Genomic DNA, 19866 nt, shown 5'->3' on the forward strand with positions numbered 1-19866 from the left:
ACGAACTCCTTTTGTATGTTTATATAAAAACAGACGGAGGGAAGGGACCCGGCGCAGTTGCTGCCGCCTTGATCCCTCCCCTGTCTTTTATTCCGTCACGGATACCGTGACTTTCGCCTCGGCTCCTTTATACATTGCTACCAGCTCGGTGCTGCCCGCACTCAAGCCCTCAATGACAGCTTCAGCGCCGCGGGATTGCAGCAGCCGTGCCAGGCTTGCGTCATCGCTGTACCAGATGACTTCCTCCGGATCGCTCACCGGCTGCCCCGATGGATCCAGCACCTGTGCATGGACGGTCAACTGCTCGAATGAATCCAGTGCAATGCTAGAGGTACTGATCTGTACAGTGTACGGTGCCGTGCTCGGTCCCGGATAATGATAGCCCTTGGAAGCGCCGTACAGCTGGCTGTTGAAATCCGTACTGTCGCCTTTCCAGTTCGCATTCGAGCCATTCACCAGCTGCGGGTCCGTGCCTTGAATTCCTGCGGAGTATTCCTCAGTCTGATAAGCATTCACCTGACCGCCGTTCAGCGTGTACAGGTCTCCTCCCCGGCTGTCGCCGATGATGGAGTTGTACAGATCTACCTGGTTGGTCGGGCCCTCCAGGGAAATCTCGGACTGCGCATTGTTGTACAGGGTGCTGTAGTACATTTCAGCTTTGCCGACTGCGCTGCCGACCCACAGCCCGATGGAGTCACTGTTACCGCCGCGCTTGTAGGAATAACCGCCGATCGCTCTCATAAATACCGCTTTATCGGCAGACCAGATCCGGTAATTCCGCTTGTTGCCGAACGCAACCGTATCAATAAACACCGGGTTGATCGACTTGTCATCCCAGCCGCCGTCCGTGCTGTCAAACGCCTTGCTGCGTACATAGGTCAGGTTGTATACCTGTCGCTCCGCACTAAAGCCATCTCCATTCCAGTAATTACTGCTGCCATTCTCATGCCAGCTGTTGCTGCTCACGACATCCTGGAACACGATATCATGGTCAAAAATATATTCCGATTCCGGTGAGTTGCCAATTCTGAAGCCCATCGGGAAGTTGCCGGATGTGAAGTTAGCCTGACCGCCGGCATCTGCCGTTACGCCAATAACACTGGCCAAATAGTTGCCGTTACGGAATCGAACCGCACTTTTCGTGTAATTCGTATATGTGCCGCCCTTGATCATAATATCATGGGAGCCCGCGTCCGGATTGGAACGGGTTGCCCGGCCCCACAAGTACACACCGTCGCTCATATTATGCATATCCACATCCACGACGCGGATGCCGGTATGCTGTCCATTCGCATAGATACCATAATAGTAATTTTCGATGACAATGTCCTCGATCTGCCAGTAGCTGACGCCCAGCGGCACATCAATCAGCGAACGGTTGACTTGATTTTGCAGCGACCAGTCTCCCTGGAATACAGGCACCCCGGCACCGGTATCGACACCCTGAAGCTTCTTCCAGTTCTCTCGGTCCGTACCGCCACGAGTCAGGGTCACGGTTTGCGGAACGGTGTAGGTGCCGCTGCCGATATACAGCGTGTTGGCATCCCCGGTAGCATCCCAGGCTGCCTGAAGGCCGCCGACCTGATCTCCGGCCAAGGCATTCGCCCAGCTGCTGCCATCCTTCGTACCTGCGCCCTGCGGCGTCACGTACCGGTCTACCGCCGCCGGAGCCGGTACTGTAACCGCCGTGCCTACCGTGTCCGCCAGCAAGGTGGCGTCGCCGAAAGCGACCGTATTCTTGTAGTTATCTGCAATGCCGTTCCAGACGAGCTGCGCTTCCCTTGCACCGCCGTTATCGTCGTCATTGACGGCAAGATCAAATCCGAAATCAAGGCCCGCCTCTGCCGTCAGGCCGAGATTCAGCCAAGGAATGGCCAGCTCGACCGCGTACCCGCCAGGAATCGCAGCGGAGGCATGCTGCACGCCGATCCGCTCATTCAATCGCTCGAAGAGCGCATCATCGTTGTACCCTTTACGGAAATGCCAATCATTCACATCATAGGTCGAGCCGTGATTGTGGTCACCGTCGATGAACACCTCGACAGAGTCATTCTCGTAGGAATCCTCGGAATCACTGTAGAGCTGATCATCAAACACCTTCACGCCAACGTATAAGTATTTGTCATCCCAGAGCGTCCCGAAATTTACCGTATTGCCGCTGGTGCCCAAAACGGCTTTGCGTGCCGTACGGTCCAGATTCCAGACGCTTTCATCCAGCACGCCATCGACCGCGATCGGCTGAAGCGTACGCTTCAGCTCCAGCGGAAGCTCTTCCTCCAGCTCCTGCACGGTTACCGCTGCGGTAGCCTCCAGATTGTTAAAGGAAGCACGGATCGTTGTTGTGCCTGCAGCGACAGCCGTCACGTTACCGGCGCTGTCTACGGCTGCTATTGCAGCATCATCACTGCTCCAGCATACCGCTGCGTCGTTCATCGGCTGTCCGCCCTGATCCAGCACCGTCGAGCTCAGCTTGCGGACCTCATCCACGAGCAGCACTGGGCTGTCAGGCTGAACGTCGATGGACACGGCCGTTCTCAGGTCGCTGACCAGAACGTCATCCACGCTATAGCTGGACTTGCTGTAGCCGCCAATGGCAATCTTGCCCTTGGTGAGCGAGCTGTCCGTCGCCGAAAGCAGCGGCGTCCCGTCTACATAGCCTGTGAGCTGGTTTCCGTCTACAGCAAGCTTGACGGTATACAGCGTGTTCAGATCGAGCACGACAGGCGCCGAATCCAGCAGTGTCGCGTTACCGTTCAGCTTTTTGACAAGAGAGAGTGTGTCGCTCCCTGTATCCAGCCGAAGCAGATAATGGTTATTTTCTCCCCCGTATCTGGCATACACGCCAATACTGTTGCTGTCCGAGGAGCTTTGAAGCTTCGCCTCTACCGCGTACTGGCTCCAGTCCGAGCTGCCTGCTACCGCATACTTGCGCGTAGAGCTGCCAGACTGATATACATACCGGAGCATTTTGTTTCCATTGTCGGTATGCAGGGCAAAACCAGAAGGAAGGTTCCAATCTGAGGTATTCCCGTCCTCAAAATCATTAAACAGCAAAGGGGGATTTCCCTGAGCCTCTACTGCAGTATTTGTAGTTCCAATCCAGGATAATGACAGACAGATCACAAGCATAATCGAAATCGTTTTCATAAATGATGAATTCATTTTGGCATCTCCTCCAGAAGTTTAATCTTGAATCAGGATGCTTCGATTTTCGAAAATACGACGCATTGTGTCGCACCTCTTGCCCCTTTCCTTTGAAACGTTAGCTTCACCGTGGGCTGTAGCTGAGTCACGGCGATCAATTCACTGCAGGCGATCACCTCCCGTCCGGCTAAAATGGCGAGCTCCAGCTCGATGGTTCCTTCCTCGGCATGCGTCGGATCCGCAACACACACTTCAATACGTTCTTCGCTTTCCTTCACCATGACACTAGCACGCTGGTCACAAGTGATCGGTCCCGCCGATTTCACCCCGTCCTCCCAGAAGAAGGCGGCGAACCTGCCTTGCCCCGGCTCAGCTACCGCGTGGACCTCGCGGGTGCAGGCCAAGATGTGGATGCCTGGTTCGGCGGCATAGCGGGCTGTTTCCTGTGGGCTAGCCCCAGGCAGCAGCATATAGGCATAGCCCTCATCCTGTGCCGTCGCATCGTGCTCAAACCAGGCTGTGAGATAATGTCTGGTAACCAATTCCGCCGAGCCCTTGTTATCCAGCTCTCTCCAGCTGCCGCTCCGGGCTTCTCTCAGCACCTGCAGGAGGCCGGCATCCGGGAATACGTAGCCTATATCGGCTCCAGGAACACTGCCGGACAGATGCATCCACGCTGGGCTTGACGCCAAGGTGTCGCCGGATTCCTTCACGCCCTCCTGTCCGTCGATCAGAAGCACGTTACTGCCCTCTTGATTCAGCATCCGGTTGTCCACGATCGTTTCGGTCGCCCCGGCTGCTCCTTCCAGCACCGTTCCCAGACAAGCGTAGACTTCTCCGAACAGAAACCAGGATTTCCGGGCCCGGAATTCGTCCGGCTCTACGAGCTCCATACCGACCAGACCGCTGTCCTGTCCGCATTGCACGCCGCCGGCAAACTGTCCCAGCAGCGGACGGTTCAGCCCGAAGCCGTCCTGCCTTGGCACCGTGCTCACGGTCGTCCCCGGCAGCCGGTGCGGATTCACCGTAGGCCAGAAGCCATCAGCGTATACCCGTAAATCGGAGTTATACAGATACGTCATGCCATGGGCAGTGTACCAGCCCTTTAAGTTCTCACCATTGATCGATTCATAGCTGCCGATCCGCTCGGAGAACATACTCACGCCCAAGGCATGGCCCGGTGCTCTCGATACGGCCCGGTCCATACTGGCAAACACCTTGCAGAAGACCTTCTCTTCGGCCGGCTCAATACTTTCGTCTTGAAGCACCTCCCGAGCTAGAGAAGCCGCGGCAGGTCCCAGGCCGGTATCCCCCCAGCCCTCGGAGAGTGCTAGCAGCCATTGCTTGGCCTGGCTACGCAGCCAGGCGGCAGGCTCCGGTGAAGCGGCTTTAGCCAGCTGCAGCGACGCCACGGCCACCGCCTGAACATTGGCGTGGCTTCCCGGAGTCTGGCGCGACAGCTCCCTGCCCCGAACCATCTCCATCATGAGCCCTCGGAAGATAAAGGGAGCGAAGGAATGCTGGACCCAGCCGGCCATCTCATCCGCTTGTTCTTTGGAGATGGTCCACTGCGAGCCCTGCAGCACAAAGGTCAGCTCTGCAAGCTCCTTCAGCAGCGATTTGCCATACCCGCCGGTATACGGAAATTTCTTATGCTGAATGAATGATCCGTCCGGGTAGAAGCCGTCCCCTGCGGAAACGGTTCCAAAAACTGGCGAAAGCGCATCTCTTGCCGCAGCAATCCCTTCTGCATCTTCATGCAGCAAGGAATAGAATAGAAAGGCGCGGGATTTCCACACCCGATTCGCGCCGGTAGAGAGATAAGGCTCCGGCAGATCGGCCGTCCGCATCATCAGCGGATTCGGCACAAACCGGTGCACGGGACGAAGATATTGAACCATTCTCTCCGGCGTCAGCCGCTCCTTCATCAGGCAGAGGATATTGACCAGAAGCAGCGGCGAGCCAATCTCCCAGTACCACCAATTGCCGTAAGTCGGTACCTGCTCGTTGTAGCGGTGCTCATACATCCATTCCAGGCCTTGCAGTATCGACTGCTCTAAAGCGCTGTCTTGATAAAGCGACGAACCGGCGGTTTCCAGTGCCAGTGTCATTTCGTAAAGCCGGGAGTAATTATGGTGCAGATCGGCCGCATTGATGAGCTTCGGCAGATCGCTCCACAGTGTTTCCCCGTGGTCAGGTGTCATTGACTGTACAAAGCGGGTCACCGCCTGGCTCTGCTTATCTCCGTCATTCCCGCGGGCCGGGGAGCGGCCTGACTCTGCAGCCGCTCCGCCAACCAGCAGAAATCTCCACCGTTCCAGCAGCATATCAAACATCGGCAGTCTCCTGGGATTCTTCCGTCAGCTTGATCGCCTCTCCATACAGCATGAACAGGACTCCGTACGCATACAGCGTCTCGGTGTAAGGAACCTGCAGATAGCCTTCCTTCTCCTGACAATCGGTGCCGCCGGAGGCGGATTGCGGAATTCCTTCTTCCGACACATGCTGCGCCAAGGTCTCTGTGGTCTGCCGGCCCCAGGCCTCAAATTTATTTTCCAAAATGCCAAGTCTGACGCCCTTCAGCGCAGCGTAGCCGAACAATGCGGTTGCAGTTGCTTCCGGATAGGCCTCCTCCAGCTCCGGCAGGGTGCGGAGCATCCCGTCCTTCAGGCGAAGCTGATAGCCCTTCTCCATCAGACGCTGGAACACCTCCACATAGCGGCCTTCCGCGCTGTCTACTCCTTGATTCTCAATTAATTCAATCAGGCTCGCAGCAGCCCAGCCGTTGCCTCTGCCCCAGAATTCACCCAGCGGCTTCTGTTCCAGACAGTGATAGCCGTGATAGAACAGCCCCGCCTCCGGATCAAACTGGGAACGGATATGAATATCAAACTGCTCTTTCCCTGCTGCCAGCAGCTTCTCGTTCCGGCTCCAGGCACCATAGCGGAGCATGAACAGGCCAGCCATAAACAGGGAATCGATCCACAGCTGATTTTTGTAGTCCTCAAGGCCGCCCTCGCTCCATACGTGAGCAAGCCCCCCATTGGTCGTCTTGAGCGAAACGTTCAGGCACCAGTCGGCATATTCCTCGCAGATGGCTGCATATTTAGCATCCCCGGTTTCCTTCAGCAGGAGCAGGGCTACGTTCGCCGGAATGACCGTATTCACCGAGCCCGTCTTGCGCTGCTCAACGTTCCGGTCGTACCACTCACTCAGAAAAGACAGATATTTCTTCTCGCCGGTTGCTTCATACGCCTTGATGATCCCGAACAGGCAGACACCGGAGTTCCACTCCCAGAAATCCATTCTGAGGCGCCATACGTCCGATTCAATGCCCTCTACGCGATGCAGCAAACGTTCCAGTAATTGAGATTGTTCCATAGTATTCATGTGTAATTTGCTCCCTTCTCCTGTTCATTCTTTGGATCGATCCGCTTCTTGCTTTTCTCCAGAAATCTTGCTCATGGTTCATAGATTTCCTTATTTTTTCGACCGCCGGTACTGCTGGTTCAGCTCCTCTATGACCTTGCTGCCCCCGGCATCCATCCATTTCTGCACAGCCTTCTGGTAGCCTTCGGCATCCAGATCGCCCATCACATATTTCGCCATCATGTCATATCGCATATCATCCAGCTGCTGTCCCTTCTTTGTGTAGGTATTGGAATCAAACGGCTGCGCCGGATTGTACACGGCATACTCCTCATTGGCAGCCTTTAGCTCCTCCACCTTCTCCTGCACGGGATGCAGTCCTCCCGCCGGCAGCAAATTCATCGCTACCTTTAGCTGCAGATGCTTGTAATCCAGAATCTCACTCTGCATCAGCTCGGTGTCCAGCATGACGGCCTTGCCGTCCTCCACCTTATAGTGCCTGCCCTCGATTCCGTACTCCAGCAGGTTCTGCATTGGTGCATCATTCATCTGGTCCAGGAATTGCAGAATGCGATGAAATTGCTCCTCTGTCTGGACGGAGCGCTTGGGAATCATATAGACCCCGAGATATCCGCTGCCGGCCCGCGCTCTCTTCCCGTATCTGGCTTCCAATGTGGAGAATACGCCCAGCTCTGCGCCCGGCTCTGTCTTGCCGGCAGCCGACCAGGCCGCCGGATTGTTGAGAGAGCTGAACATGGCTCCTCCCTCGCCGGCAAGAAACATATCATTCGCTTTGGCTCCGGCAAGGACGGCAAAGTTAGGATTCATCAGCTCTTCGTCATACAGCCTTTTCATGAAATTAAGAGCGTCCATATATTCTTTGGTCACAAAATCCGGGATGAGCTCTCCGTTCTCGTCCACACCCCAAATATTCGGACTGCCATACCAATTGGCCAGAATGCGGAACATCGACAGAAAGTCTTCTTTCCAGTAAATAAAGCCGTACGTATCATCCTTGCCGTTCTGGTCCGGATCGTTCTCCTTGAACGCCTTCAGCAGCTTGTAGAACTCCTCCGGCGTCCGGGGCTCTGATAATCCAAGCCGCTCCAGCCAGTCTTTCCGGTACGTGACCCCGACCTGTGCCGGCGCAGAGTGCCGGTAAACGGCATACACCTTTCCGTCAATCGCCAGGTTGTCCAGAATCTCTTCATTGGCCTGACTCAGGTTCGGATAGTTCTTGAGCTCGGGGCCAATCTCCCAAAACGCTCCCGCTTTAATAGCATTCAGAAAGCTGGAGGACTTCATGCTCTTTACATACATCAGGTCAGGCAGCTCGCCGGAAACCATGAGCAGATTGCTCTTCTCGTCATAGGTATCCTGCGGCACCCAGGTGATGTCCAGACTACTATTCGTATACTGCTCAATGGCTTGATGAAACGCATTGTCCTTGCCCGGATTCTCGGCATTGAGACCGGGGATCATCAGCTTCATAGGGAAAGGCTCATTCCCGGAGCCGGCTCCGCCTTCCCGGCTGCTTCCCACAGCCGCCTCATTGCTTTCCTCCGAGCAGCCGGACATCAGGCCGGCCATTAGCAGGAGTATCCCTGCCAAGGTCCAAAGCCCTCTCCATGTTCGCCCTAATGTGATCATGTGCTTGCCTCCCTTGAAGGTATCAGGTCTGGTTGCCAGTCGCTAGCATTCCTGCCAGACGACGCATATGACAGAGGGGTCAGCCTGGGTTAACTTGAACGCTCAGCCTCTCATGAGGCCCTCACTGCGACTCACTGCAGCAAGGGTCAGGCCGTAAAGAGCAACGCGCTGCGATCTCTCCTGAATCACTGTCATTACTCTAAATTATAGCGTCAAACTAGTCTCTTCGGGGTGCCCCAGCGCAAAAAAGTGCAGCTGCAGCATTTACCAGCATGAACAAAACCGGGAGAAGCAGTGGCTCATAGGGATCAGGGAGTCTTCCATCACAGCATGTAAACGGTTACGAAGAAGGACATCTTTAAACATTCTATAGTCCTTAATCTATCACCCTGCTCTATAACCGTATATAATCTTTTCCCTGCTCATTTCCATAACTTCAGCCCAAGCCCCCGTTTCAGCCCTCAAACGCCGCCGCGAGTGTCATATCAAGGCAATAATCTCTGTGTAGACAATGATTGCTCGATAAATTCAACAGAATGATTATATACAAAAAGCTCCCGAGACACGGGTCTCAGGAGGCATCGGGATCATGATGCTGCTTTCTGTATTTGCCGGGCGATACGCCCTCCATTTTCTTAAAGTAGCGAATAAAGTTCTGGGCATTGTTGTAACGAAGCCGCTCGGCAATTTCTGTAATCGTCATTTCTGTTTCCTCCAGCCACTGCTTGGCCATCTTCAGCCGATGCTGAGCCAGGTATTCACTGAAGCTGATGCCGGACTCCTTCCGCAGGATGCGCCAAATGTAGCTGGGATGATAGTGGAGCCTTGCTGCACACTCCTCCAGTGTCAGATCGGTGTCGTATTCCTCATGAATGATGCGGATGACCTCATCGGAGATCGACTTGTATTTCTCGCCCCGCCGTTCATCCAGCAGTGTAACTGCTGGGGCAATGACGGTATCCCGGAACCACTCCAGAATATCCTGTCTGCTGTTCAGCTCAAACAGCTGGTCAATGACCGACTTGTTCTCCTGATCCTGCCAACGCAGCGATTCCCCGGTATCCTGCACAATCCGCATAATCTGGGTCAGCAGCCGCACCAGGGACAGCCGGTATTCATCAATTCTCAGCTCTGTCCGGAACAGCTCATTGACCCATTCCTCCAGCAGAGTCACGGCCTGATCGGCATTGGTCTCCTTCACGGCATCCAGCAGCCGGTTCTCCAGCTGCTCCGGATAAGCCAGATTGCCGCCGCCTGAGGTCATGTCCTCAATAAACAGAATGGACTCATAGCCCAGCTTCATCCGGTATTTAAGCGCCTCTACGCTTTCACTATAGGCTAAAGGCAGCTGTTCGAAGTCGCTGTATACCCTGCTGATGCCAATGCTGGCCTTCAGCTTCAAATAATGCTTGATCTCCTTCTGGAACGTCTCCGCCTCGGCATACAGCTCCTGAAGAAACTGCTCCTTCGAGGATTGATTGCTGCCGCGCACCACAATTACGCTATGTCCCGTCACCATGCAGGCATGCAGTCCTTGGGATGGCGCAAGCTCGGTCACTATATTTTTCATAGCGAAGAGCATTAAATCCTTATCCTTCTCCTCGTACAGAGTGCCTTCCAGCGTATCAATCTGAATGGCCAGCACACACTGATGCATGGTGGATTCATCGTATCCGAACATATGAAGCCGTTCTCCAATGTCCTTGCGGGGAATTTCGCCGTGCAGCAGCTTCAGCATAAAAAATTCATTCAGCTGCTCCACCTGCCGGTCCAGCTGCTCCGTCAGGCGGCTCCGGTTCATATCCAGCCGCTGGATCCGCTCGCTAATAATCCGGAACTCATCCCCGCCCCGGGCGAGCGGCTCTGCCGTCGTCCCGGTCATCTGCGCAGACAGATCATACAGACTCCGGATCGGCTGATACATTCGGAAGGAGCCGAAGAAAGAGATCAGCGACGTGAACAACAGAGTCATGACACAGATAACCAGCGTCAGCCAGCCGATCATGCGCGATTCGCTCGTTATATCATCAATCGAAACGATGGATAGATAGGACCAGCCATTATAGCTGGACTCAATAAAGCTAATGGCTGAGCGCTCCTCGCCAACATCACTTTCGGTGTAGCCGGATGTGAGGCCAGTATTCTGAATATCCTGAAAGAAGCCATGGCGCGCCGCATTGTCTCCTATAGCCAGCTCGGTTTCGGACAGCAGCACCCGATCCTGATGGTCCAGAACCATGATGCTCCCGGAGCGCTGGCTCTTGAAAATGTGGCGGTTCACGTCTCCCGACGACGTGCGCACCAGCAGCAGGCCGGACGGGTTGCGGTCATTCAGTGGAATTTTGATGACGAGATTAATATCTCCGGCCTGACTGCCCGTGAAGGGATCGCCGGCCTCACTGATCCAGAAGGACTGTCCCGGACGCTCCAAATAATAGTTCAGCTCATCGTATCCGATCTTGTCGGCCATAGGGCTCAGACCGTCATCACTGACGGCCCAGCCCTCCCGTACACTGATCAGAACCGGGTCCATATATTGAAGCTGGCCGCCGGACAGCGTCGTCAGCTCGTTCATTAAATCGCCAACGATGCCAAACTCATGCGGCGTTAAAGACACGTCAATATGGTCATTCACCAGCGGGGAATTGGCAAACCGCACCGCGGTATGCTCCACAGTCTTCAGCACCTGCTCCACGGTCATCTGCGTCTGCTTTAGGCGCAGCATGTTTCCGTCATTGACCTTGTCCTGAATGTCTGATGATGATTTAAAGTAAGAAAAAATACCAAGAATGGCGACAGGCAGCATGCTCAGCAGCAAAGTAAACGCAATCAATCTCTGCAGATAACCATTCAGCTTCATAAGTAAACACATCCTCAACGAGATCGCACTGATGTATATAGTATAGCGCAGAATCATCATTTGCGCGCCTTGACAGCAAAGAGATGCTGCCGAAGCAGCACCTCTTTGTGAACGCTTTTACTGGCTTTACCCTAGCATAAAAAGGATGTAACAATCAATCCTTATTTGCACAAAGTATCATCCAGGCGCTGCAGGCAGCACGCCTCCAGCAGCTCCCCGGCATCCAGTATTTCAGGCTGCAGCGGCAGCTTACTCCCCATGCCCCTGGCACATACTGCGAGCTTGTAGCCGCTGCCCAGCGCGTCATACGTTCTTAAGGTATAGGGAATCAGGCGGTCTCCGTCCTGAATGTGCAGATGCCCGGCTTCAGGTTGAATCGTAATGTCGCGGGGCGGGTAGGAGAATCCCGTACCCATCGCCTTCAGGCAGCTTTCCTTGCACGTCCAAAGCGTATAGAAGTACTCTCTCGCGTCGGCACCCTTCCGGGCTGACAGCGCCTCTCGCTCCGGGGCTGAGAATACCATGTCTGACACGGAGAGATCTATGTCCTGTACCTCTTCAACATCGATTCCGACCGGAACCCCGCCGATGACACCGACCACCCACTCCCCGGAATGGGAAATGTTAAAGCAGCATTCCGGATCCGCAAGCCAGTATGGCTTGCCATAAGTCGTCCTTGTCAGCTGGCTGCTCTCTGGAAATACGCCCCTGTATGCCGAGATGAGCCAGGCCGACAGCAGCTGGCCGGCGGTGCTTCGAACCTGATCCTCCCGGCGGACAAGCTGGCGAATCCGCCTCTCTTTGTCACGGCTGAGAAGGGACAAGCCGGCTTCCAGCTGAGAGGAAGCGTAGCCGTTCCCCACATGCACTGCATACATCAGCATAACTCCCACCTCTTTTCTCCCTCATTGAAGAGGGTATTGGGCTTGCCTGAAGACCCTGCTGGCCGTTAGTGAAAGCTCATCAATGAGGTCTGCCCCTTCCGCATCCGGAAGGATACAAAATGCTCCAAAGAGGCGATCTGGAAGTAAGCATTCATCTCGTGCAGGCGGCTCATGCTCTGACCTGGCCGCTCACCAAAGGAATGTCCCGGATACACCCTGGTGTCTGGCGGCATAAGCTGCTGAAGCCGTTTGACGCTGTAATACATCTCCACAGGATCACTGCCTTCCGACGAACACATGCCGCAGCCCTCTGTAAAAATTGTATCCCCGGTAAACAGGCTCCCCTCCAGCCAGTAGCATCCCCCGCCCGCCGTATGTCCCGGTGTGAGTAGTCCGGTGATCGAGGTATGCCCTACCTTCAGCTCCTCGCCGTCTTTCAGCCCATGCAGGGAAGGAGCGCTAAAATGATAATAGTCCAGCTCCTTCTGCATCATAAATACGTGCGGAGCATATCGCTGGCACAGCGGCGGTACGAGATGCACATGATCCTTGTGAGAGTGGGTCAGCAAAATCGTACTCAGCTTTGCCTCATAGCGTTCCAGCGCCGCCTCAATAGCTTCCAGCTGCCAGGCAGGGTCTACGACCGCCGCCTGCCTGCTCTTGCGGTCCACGATCAGGTAGCTGTAATTGATATACCTGTCGCTGCATACGCGAAGGATTTCAAGCTGATATGTGTTACGGTTCATCCTTTGCAGCCTCCCCTCGCTTCCCCTCCTGAACCGTTCTAACGGGTGAGCTCCAGATCCACAGAAACGAAAGGGCCCCGCCGCAGGCAGCAGCGCAAATCGTTTCATACAGCCCGATCCAGGTGCCCAGCGCCCCGCCTGACAGGGCTCCGAGCGGAATGACGCCCCAGACGACAAAACGCATTGTAGCGTTCATCCGTCCCAGCATGTCCGGCGCTGTGATCGATTGCCGGAAGCTGATCTGCGCCACATTGTATACCGTTGTCGTCAGCGAGACGATAAACATGGACAAGAGGATCATAAGGAACGCCGCCGTTTTCGTGCCGGCTGCGCCGAACAGAAACAGAAATCCCAGCCCTTGTCCCAGTGCAGACCCTGCAATAACAGGACCCAGGCCGAACCGGGCAACAAGCCGGCCGCTGAACACTACGCTCAGCACGGCCCCCAGCGAGCCGAGCGTCATCACCAGGCCAATCTCGGCGGGACTGAAGCCGAGTGTCCTGGTCGTGTACACAATGATGACGGCGAGGATCATATTATAGAAGAAATTAAAGCTAGCCGAGCAAGCGGCAATGGAGCGCAAATAATGATTCTGAAACACCAGGCGCATGCCCTCGCCAATCTCCCGCGAAAGGCCTGAAAGGAGCGATTGCTTCACTTGCCGCGGCGGCTCGTCCACCTGCACTCTACAGGTTAGCAGGCCCGATATAAGAAATGAGAAGGCATCCAGCACAATAGCAACTGCGCCGCTCAGCCACTGGACGAGCAGGCCGGACAAGCCCGGTCCGGTTACACCGGCGGCAGACCGGCTCAGCTCCATCTTCGCATTGGCATCCACTAGCAGGTCCTTCCTCAGCATGTAGGGCAGGATGGACTGATATCCGATTGAATAAAAGGTGGTGCAGACTCCCACCACGAACGCGACCAGGCATACATAGAAGAAATTCAGGAGCCCGGCCCATGCCAGAATCGGAATGCTCATGAGCAGTGCAGCCCGGCTGAAATCCGCAGCAATCAGCAGCGGCCGCTTCGGAAGCCGATCCACCCACACCCCGGCCACCAATCCGAACAGCAGAAAGGGCGCATATTCAACAGCATGTAAAATTCCCATTTGCAGCGGTGATGACTTCAGCGACAGTGCCGCAATCAGCGGAAGAGCCATCGCCGTAATCTGGGAGCCAAACATGGAGAGGGACTGCCCCGTCCACAGCTTCAAAAAATTACGATCTCCCCAAACCGTACGCGCCGGATGGATGCTGCTGTTTCCCTGCTGGATTTCTACTTCCATCCTCTCACCTTCTTTTTTTGTGAAATGCCTTGCTCTATACAGGAACCTGCAGCTTCGCCGGAGTAAACCAGGACCTCAACTCATTCAAATGCTCCAGTCCCTCCATCACCTGCTGAAATTCCAGCCCGAAGTCCAGCAGGCAGGCCACCTCATCGACTCCGATGCGGTGCAGCTTCTCGATCATGGCGGCACATTTCTCCTTGGAGCCCATTAATGAGCTGATCTGAAAATATTTCTCGAAGGCGAAGGTAATCAGCGCGTCCCGGCTGCTGCTCAGCATACTGCCGACCTCGGACTGCTCGTCCTTCAGTGGATTCAGCGTCTCATATTGATCTAAAAAGGTGTCTAAATAATCCCGGAGCGGGCCTCTGACCTGCTCCTTCACCTCCTGATCCTTTTCGCCGACACAGGTGTGGACCATCACCGAGACGATGCCGGCTTCGGGATCATGTCCATGCTTGGCGCGCTGCTCCCGGTACAGCTGAATCCGCTCCTTCAGCGCATCCAGTGTATGTGTTGCCATGGAGCAGAGCACATGAAAGCCCTGCTCTCCAGCCTTACTCCAGGTCGCCGGATTCCCCGAAGCCGTCAGGAAGACGGGAAGCTCTGGCTGCACCGGCTTCGGCAGCACCGCCACCTCTACCTGCTGGCCCGAAATATCCTTGCATTCCACCGACTCGCCTCTCCACAGCCGCCGGATAAGCTCCAGATGCTCATACATCACTTCCTTGCGGTTCTCGTAATATTCCGGCTTCAATATAAAGTCGGCGGGGTGCCAGCCCGTGGCTACCGATATGGCCGCCCGGCCCCGGGATAAATTGTCCACCAGCGACCACTCCTCCGCGACCCGCAGCGGATGGTGCAGAGGCAGCACGACGCTGCCTGCCCGCAGCTGGATGTTGTCTGTAATGGTAGCCAAGGCGGCACTCAGCACCGACGGATTGGGATACAGTCCGCCGACAGCCTGGAAGTGACGCTCCGGGGTCCAGATCGCCTGAAACCCGTTCTGATCCGCGAATTTGGCGCTTTCCAGTACCAGGCGATATTTGTCAGGACCGTCTGTCGAGCCGTCGCCGGAGAAGAAGATGAGCGAGAAGCCCATTCCCTTTTGGCGCAGGCTGTCACTGATAGAAATCCCCTTCTCCCCGGCGGCACCGGCGGCACCGGCCGCACCGGCTGTGTCCGGCGCAGCCGAGCGCTGCTTCAGGCGCGCCTCCAGCATGCTGCGCTGCTCGGGAGAAAGCGAGGAGAGCTTTTTTTCCAGATCGTTCATGAAATCAACCGCCTTTTCCACAGATTATGATCACGAGCCTTGCTTGTACACGGTCTCCTGGCTGCGTCTCCGCTGCTTCAGCTTCTTTTTGACGTGGCTGTCGTTGGTGCGGAACAGATAGTCCCATAAGGAAATGAAAAAGGAATAGTTGCATTTGTACAGCTTGTGGTGCTTCAGGTGAAACACGCCGACGGGAATAATGTTCGTGAATTTGCCGGTCAGATTCGGGTTATGGTCCAGGACGTTCCGGGACAGAAAAATTTCATAAATATAATGAAAGGCGAATAGGATGATGCCATACACCGGATCAAAGAACATCAGCACGACAATCGGCAGGGTAAAGGTCAGCCACACATCCAGACTTTCCTTCCACCCGCCAAACCAGAAAAAGAAATCATGCCATGGCGGCCACTTGGAATCTCCATAGTCGTATTTGTGGTGGGCCATGTGAATGTGATGCAGGAAGTTTTTTTTGTGCGGAATGTGGGCCAGAACGTGCATCGTGTAGGAGTACAGTGTCCACAGCAGGAAATACAGCACCAGCTTGCCTACGAATATCATCACGCTTCCCTCCTATCCCAGGGGTAACAGATTTTTTGGAATATCAATCCATCGGCCAAGATCCTCGTGATGAACAATAGAGAAATGATCGGCTTGCACCTGGTGTAATGTGAGATGGCTGACCAGGCGGCTCCATACGCCCTCCTGCTCTTGCGAATCCGCAGCGCGGAACAGCTGCACCTGCTCCACGTCAAGCTTCGGAGTAAGTCCGGGCTGATACGCCTGAAAGGCATGCACTGTGCCCAGATAGACGGCGAACAGACGGTTCAGCTCCTCCACGGGTGTTCCCGGCGGCAGCAGGTCCAGAGCCTGCAGCTCCGCGCATAATTCTTCCCGGTCCAGGCTCTGGGCCTGCCAGGAACGCAGCATATCATCAGAAATATGATGGCCCGGAACGGCAGCCAGCTGTTTGATGAAGTGATACATCACCATTTCCTCGGTGGCATCGCTTCTCTTGGACAGATCGCTGTCAATCAGGGCGAGCTGTACGACCTCCTCTCCGGCTGCCTTCAGCCTGCGTGCTGCCTCGTAGGCGATAAAGCCGCCCATGGACCATCCGCCGAGGCGGTAAGGACCTTTCGGCTGCACCGAGAGGATCTCGCTGACATAAGCCTCCGCCATCTCCTCAATGGTCTGTGGCACGTCTGATGACCCAATCATGCCATGGCTTTGGAAGGCATAGAAGGGCTGGGCCTTTCCCAGCTGACGCGAAAGTGTGAAGTAGCAGCTGATGCTGCCGCCGACCGGATGAAAGAAAAACAGCGGCGTTTTCTCGCCTTTTTGCTGGATTTTGACCAGACAGCCTTCCTCTTCCCTGCTCCCTGTCCCCTCCGAGGCCATATACCGGTCCAGCTGCTCTGCCCAATCGGCAAGCACCGGATATTCGAACAGAAGCCTTAGCGGAACCGAGCCGCCCCACTGTCCTTTCACCTGGGACATCACCTGGGTGGCCAGCAGTGAATTGCCCCCGATTTCAAAAAAGCTGTCGGTGATGCTCACTGCGGACATGCCCAGCACCCCGGCCCAGATGTCGGCTGCCCGCGCCTCGGCCGGCGTCCTCGGTGCCACGTAGTCCCGTTCCTCTCTGGCATGCCGCTCCGGCTTGGGCAGGGCTGCTGTGTCCACCTTGCCATGAACGGTCAGCGGAATCTCGCTCAGCACCACATAATAGGAGGGCACCATGTACTCCGGCAGCCTGTTCTGCAGAAAACGACGCAGCTCTCCGACGGTCACCGTCGGCTCGTTCAGCACAATGTAGGCTGCCAGGCTGTACTCCCCACCCGGTCCCATACGAGGCACGACCACATATTGCGACAGCTTGCCATACTGTGACAGCTGCGCCTCAATCTCTCCCGGCTCCACGCGGAATCCCCGTATCTTGATCTGATGGTCCCGGCGGCCCATAAATTCCACAAGTCCATCCGGCAGGAAGCGGGCGAGGTCCCCCGTCCGGAACAGGATCTCTCCGCTGCTTGCAGGGAATGGACTCGGGATGAACCGCTCCTTGCTCAGCTCCTCCTGATCCCAGTAGCCTTTTGCAATGCCGTCTCCGCCAATATAAAGCTCCCCGTACACGCCCGGCGGCACCGGCTCCATGCTGTCATTCAGGATATACATCGTCGTATTGCCCAGCGGCCGCCCTACTGGCATCAGCTCCGTGTCACTCGTCCAGCCCGCCGGCGGCTCAAACATCGCGGCCGTGATCGTCGTTTCCGTTAGGCCATAATCGTTAATCCAGCGCACCTTCCCCGCAGTGATCCGGCTCCACACCTGATAGGTGTCATAAGCCACCTTCTCCCCCCCGACGATGACCAGCTTCAGGCTGCCGGGAATGGTCGCCGCTCCGTTCTTGAGATCTGTCACGAGATTGCCCCAGTGGGCCGTTGTCACATTCAGAACACTGACTTTCTCCTTCTCCAGCCACGCCAGGAATTCTCCGCCCTCGGCAATATGCTTGTCCTTCCACAGCACGAGCGCAGCTCCTGACAGCAGCGCCGGGAATATTTCCTGCACCGCCACATCGAAGCCGACCGAAGTGAACTGGAGGACACGGTCTCCAGCCTGCAGCTGAAATTTCAACATAGCCTGGACGCAGTGGCTGGCCACATTCCGGTGGGTAACCATGACGCCCTTCGGCTTCCCGGTGGATCCCGAGGTGTACATGATGTACATCAGGTCCGAATTCGACGCAGGGCTGACAGGAGTCACGGGCTGCAGGCTCAGCTCATCCCATAGAGCGGAGAGCGGAATGACCCGGCAGCCCTGATCCGTAAGCCTCTCGGAGGCGGCAAGCAGTCCTTGATCTGCAATAAGAGCATCGGCCCTGGCATGCCGGAGCATATATTCCAGGCGTTCCGACGGATAGGAGGGATCCAGCGGAATATACGCACAGCCCGCCTTCATCACCCCGAGCAGCGTCACAATCCATTCGATGGACCGTTCCAGGCAGACGGCAACGCGTTCCAGGGGAGCTTCACCTCCGCCTGCTCTGTTCAGCAAAGCATGGGCCAGCTGGTTTGACCGCTCCTCCAGCTCGCGGTACGTTAGGGACTGATCCCGGTAGATCAGAGCTGTGGCGTCCGGCGTCAGCATAGCCTGGCGGGTAAACAGCTCCTGCACGGTACCCTCCGGAGGGGCCGTTCTGGCACTCGCCCCGCTCCATTTCTGAAGAATAGTGTGCCTTTCACGGTCTGACAGCATTGGCAGCTCGTTGATGCCCCGGCCGGGGTCCTCCACCGCAGCTTCCAGCAGCTGACGGAAATGCTCCAGCATCCGGCCGATGGTGTCTGCACGGAACAGATCACTGTTATAGTCCATGACCGCTTCCAGCACTCCATCATTCTCTGTAATGGTGAAGGAAAGCTCCAGCGCACTGGGCTTCTTCGTAAAATCAAACCGCCGGATGGTCAACCCGGGAAGTGCATGAACATCCAGAGGCGGCGCATGCAGAAAGGTAAGCATCGTCTGGAAAAATGGATTGCGGCTCCGGTCCCGCTCGCTCTGCAGCTCGTCGATCAGCTTTTCGTACGGAACATCCTGATGGGCAAAGGCAGCGAAGCACGTCTTGCGGGACAGCTTCAGGACGTCTGTGAAGGAAGGATTCCCGGATACATCCATCCGCAGCACCAGATTGTTCACCAGCATTCCGATCATATCCTGCAGCTCCGGCTGACTTCGGGTGCTGATCGATGTCCCGATGCACAAATCCTCCTGTCCGCTATAGCGGTACAGCAGCACATGATATGCAGCCAGCAGCGTATTGAAGAGCGTTACCCCGGAGCTGCGGCTCAGCTGTTTGACGCCTTCGGTCAGCTCCCGGGACAGCGTGATGCGCCTGCGTTCTCCATCGTGAGTCATGACTGGAGGACGGGGACGGTCCAGCGGCATATTGAGCACCGGAAGCTCTCCGCCCAGCTTGTCCCGCCAGTAGCTCAGCTGCCGGTCATAAGCGTTCTCCTTGACCCGCGCAGCCTGCCAGTAGGCGTAATCTGCAAAATGCAGCGGAAGCGGAGCCAGCTCCGGTGCCCGCCCTTCGATATAGGCGGTGTAAAACTGACACAGCTCCTGCACGATTTTGCCTAAAGAGCCAAAGTCGGCGACGATATGATGAATCGTAAACAACAGGATTCGTTCCTGCTCCGACAAACGGAACAGGGCAGCCCGCAGAAGCGGGCCGGTCTCCAGTGAGAAGGGCTTCTGAATCTCTTCATTCATAAGCTCCACCGCACGAGCCTCCTGCTCCTCCTTGGGCAGCATGGACAGATCAACCAAGTCTATCGGAATAAACACCCGTTCCCGAATGACTTGCTCCGGCACACTTTCCCGGACCTCGAAAACCGTGCGGAGCGATTCATGGCGGGCAACAATGCCGTTCAGGCTTTGCTCAAACAGCTCCTCAGCCAGCTCTCCCTGCATGCGGAAAGCCGCATTAATATTGAAATGAATGCTGGACGGTTCCAGCTGGCTGAGAAACCATAGTCTGTACTGCTCCACCGAGAGCGGCAGCGGCTGTTTCCGGGAGACGCGCTCTAGCACGATATCAGTTTTCAATGTTTCCACCCTTTCATAGGAGCTCCAGCGCCTAATTGGTT

General features: G+C 55.8%; 11 protein-coding genes. All 11 read right to left on the minus strand.

Features of this window, described 5'->3' with window-relative positions; genetic code table 11:
• Positions 1–87 precede the first annotated feature (87 nt).
• The gene (locus ACH6EH_RS13215; protein ID WP_397332651.1) at positions 88–3162 is read right to left on the minus strand and encodes a sugar-binding protein; all 3075 of its coding nucleotides are present in this window, start codon (positions 3160–3162) and stop codon (positions 88–90) included.
• 32 nt (positions 3163–3194) lie between these two features.
• On the minus strand, positions 3195–5480 hold the full coding sequence (locus ACH6EH_RS13220) for a polysaccharide lyase 8 family protein (protein WP_397332652.1): 2286 nt from the start codon (positions 5478–5480) through the stop codon (positions 3195–3197).
• Entirely contained in the window at positions 5473–6534 is a 1062-nt protein-coding gene (locus ACH6EH_RS13225) for a glycoside hydrolase family 88 protein (protein WP_397332653.1), read from the minus strand. Before ACH6EH_RS13225 ends, ACH6EH_RS13220 begins: the two co-directional genes overlap by 8 nt.
• A gap of 90 nt (positions 6535–6624) precedes the next feature.
• The gene (locus tag ACH6EH_RS13230; RefSeq protein WP_397332655.1) at positions 6625–8163 is read right to left on the minus strand and encodes an extracellular solute-binding protein; all 1539 of its coding nucleotides are present in this window, start codon (positions 8161–8163) and stop codon (positions 6625–6627) included.
• Positions 8164–8734: 571 nt separating this feature from the next.
• Entirely contained in the window at positions 8735–11023 is a 2289-nt protein-coding gene (locus ACH6EH_RS13235; protein ID WP_397332656.1) for a helix-turn-helix domain-containing protein, read from the minus strand.
• Positions 11024–11184: 161 nt separating this feature from the next.
• On the minus strand, positions 11185–11907 hold the full coding sequence (locus ACH6EH_RS13240) for a 4'-phosphopantetheinyl transferase family protein (RefSeq protein WP_397332657.1): 723 nt from the start codon (positions 11905–11907) through the stop codon (positions 11185–11187).
• A 65-nt stretch (positions 11908–11972) separates the two neighbouring features.
• Positions 11973–12653, minus strand: coding sequence for an MBL fold metallo-hydrolase (locus ACH6EH_RS13245; protein ID WP_397332658.1), 681 nt, complete (start codon positions 12651–12653; stop codon positions 11973–11975).
• A complete protein-coding gene (locus ACH6EH_RS13250; RefSeq protein ID WP_397332659.1) occupies positions 12643–13941 on the minus strand; it encodes an MFS transporter in 1299 nt (432 codons plus the stop codon). The genes ACH6EH_RS13245 and ACH6EH_RS13250 overlap by 11 nt, the downstream gene beginning before the upstream one ends.
• Positions 13942–13975: 34 nt before the next feature.
• A complete protein-coding gene (locus tag ACH6EH_RS13255) occupies positions 13976–15214 on the minus strand; it encodes an LLM class flavin-dependent oxidoreductase (protein ID WP_208204356.1) in 1239 nt (412 codons plus the stop codon).
• Between the two features lie 30 nt (positions 15215–15244).
• Complete coding sequence (locus tag ACH6EH_RS13260) at positions 15245–15775, minus strand: sterol desaturase family protein (protein WP_208204366.1); 531 nt, start codon at positions 15773–15775, stop codon at positions 15245–15247.
• A 12-nt stretch (positions 15776–15787) separates the two neighbouring features.
• A complete protein-coding gene (locus ACH6EH_RS13265; protein WP_397332661.1) occupies positions 15788–19825 on the minus strand; it encodes a non-ribosomal peptide synthetase in 4038 nt (1345 codons plus the stop codon).
• Positions 19826–19866 lie beyond the last annotated feature (41 nt).

Origin of the sequence: Paenibacillus sp. JSM ZJ436, assembly GCF_044383795.1 — a bacterium.
Classification (GTDB): domain Bacteria; phylum Bacillota; class Bacilli; order Paenibacillales; family Paenibacillaceae; genus Paenibacillus_AQ; species Paenibacillus_AQ algicola.

Bases quoted from the DNA above. Each gene is read 5' to 3' on its own strand.
- ACH6EH_RS13225 (WP_397332653.1), bottom strand. From the start codon at position 6,534: ATGAATACTATGGAACAATCTCAATTACTGGAACGTTTGCTGCATCGC.
- ACH6EH_RS13245 (WP_397332658.1), bottom strand. From the start codon at position 12,653: ATGAACCGTAACACATATCAGCTTGAAATCCTTCGCGTATGCAGCGAC.
- ACH6EH_RS13235 (WP_397332656.1), bottom strand. From the start codon at position 11,023: ATGAAGCTGAATGGTTATCTGCAGAGATTGATTGCGTTTACTTTGCTG.
- ACH6EH_RS13230 (WP_397332655.1), bottom strand. From the start codon at position 8,163: ATGATCACATTAGGGCGAACATGGAGAGGGCTTTGGACCTTGGCAGGG.
- ACH6EH_RS13215 (WP_397332651.1), bottom strand. From the start codon at position 3,162: ATGAATTCATCATTTATGAAAACGATTTCGATTATGCTTGTGATCTGT.
- ACH6EH_RS13260 (WP_208204366.1), bottom strand. From the start codon at position 15,775: ATGATATTCGTAGGCAAGCTGGTGCTGTATTTCCTGCTGTGGACACTG.
- ACH6EH_RS13220 (WP_397332652.1), bottom strand. From the start codon at position 5,480: ATGTTTGATATGCTGCTGGAACGGTGGAGATTTCTGCTGGTTGGCGGA.
- ACH6EH_RS13250 (WP_397332659.1), bottom strand. From the start codon at position 13,941: ATGGAAGTAGAAATCCAGCAGGGAAACAGCAGCATCCATCCGGCGCGT.
- ACH6EH_RS13240 (WP_397332657.1), bottom strand. From the start codon at position 11,907: ATGCTGATGTATGCAGTGCATGTGGGGAACGGCTACGCTTCCTCTCAG.
- ACH6EH_RS13255 (WP_208204356.1), bottom strand. From the start codon at position 15,214: ATGAACGATCTGGAAAAAAAGCTCTCCTCGCTTTCTCCCGAGCAGCGC.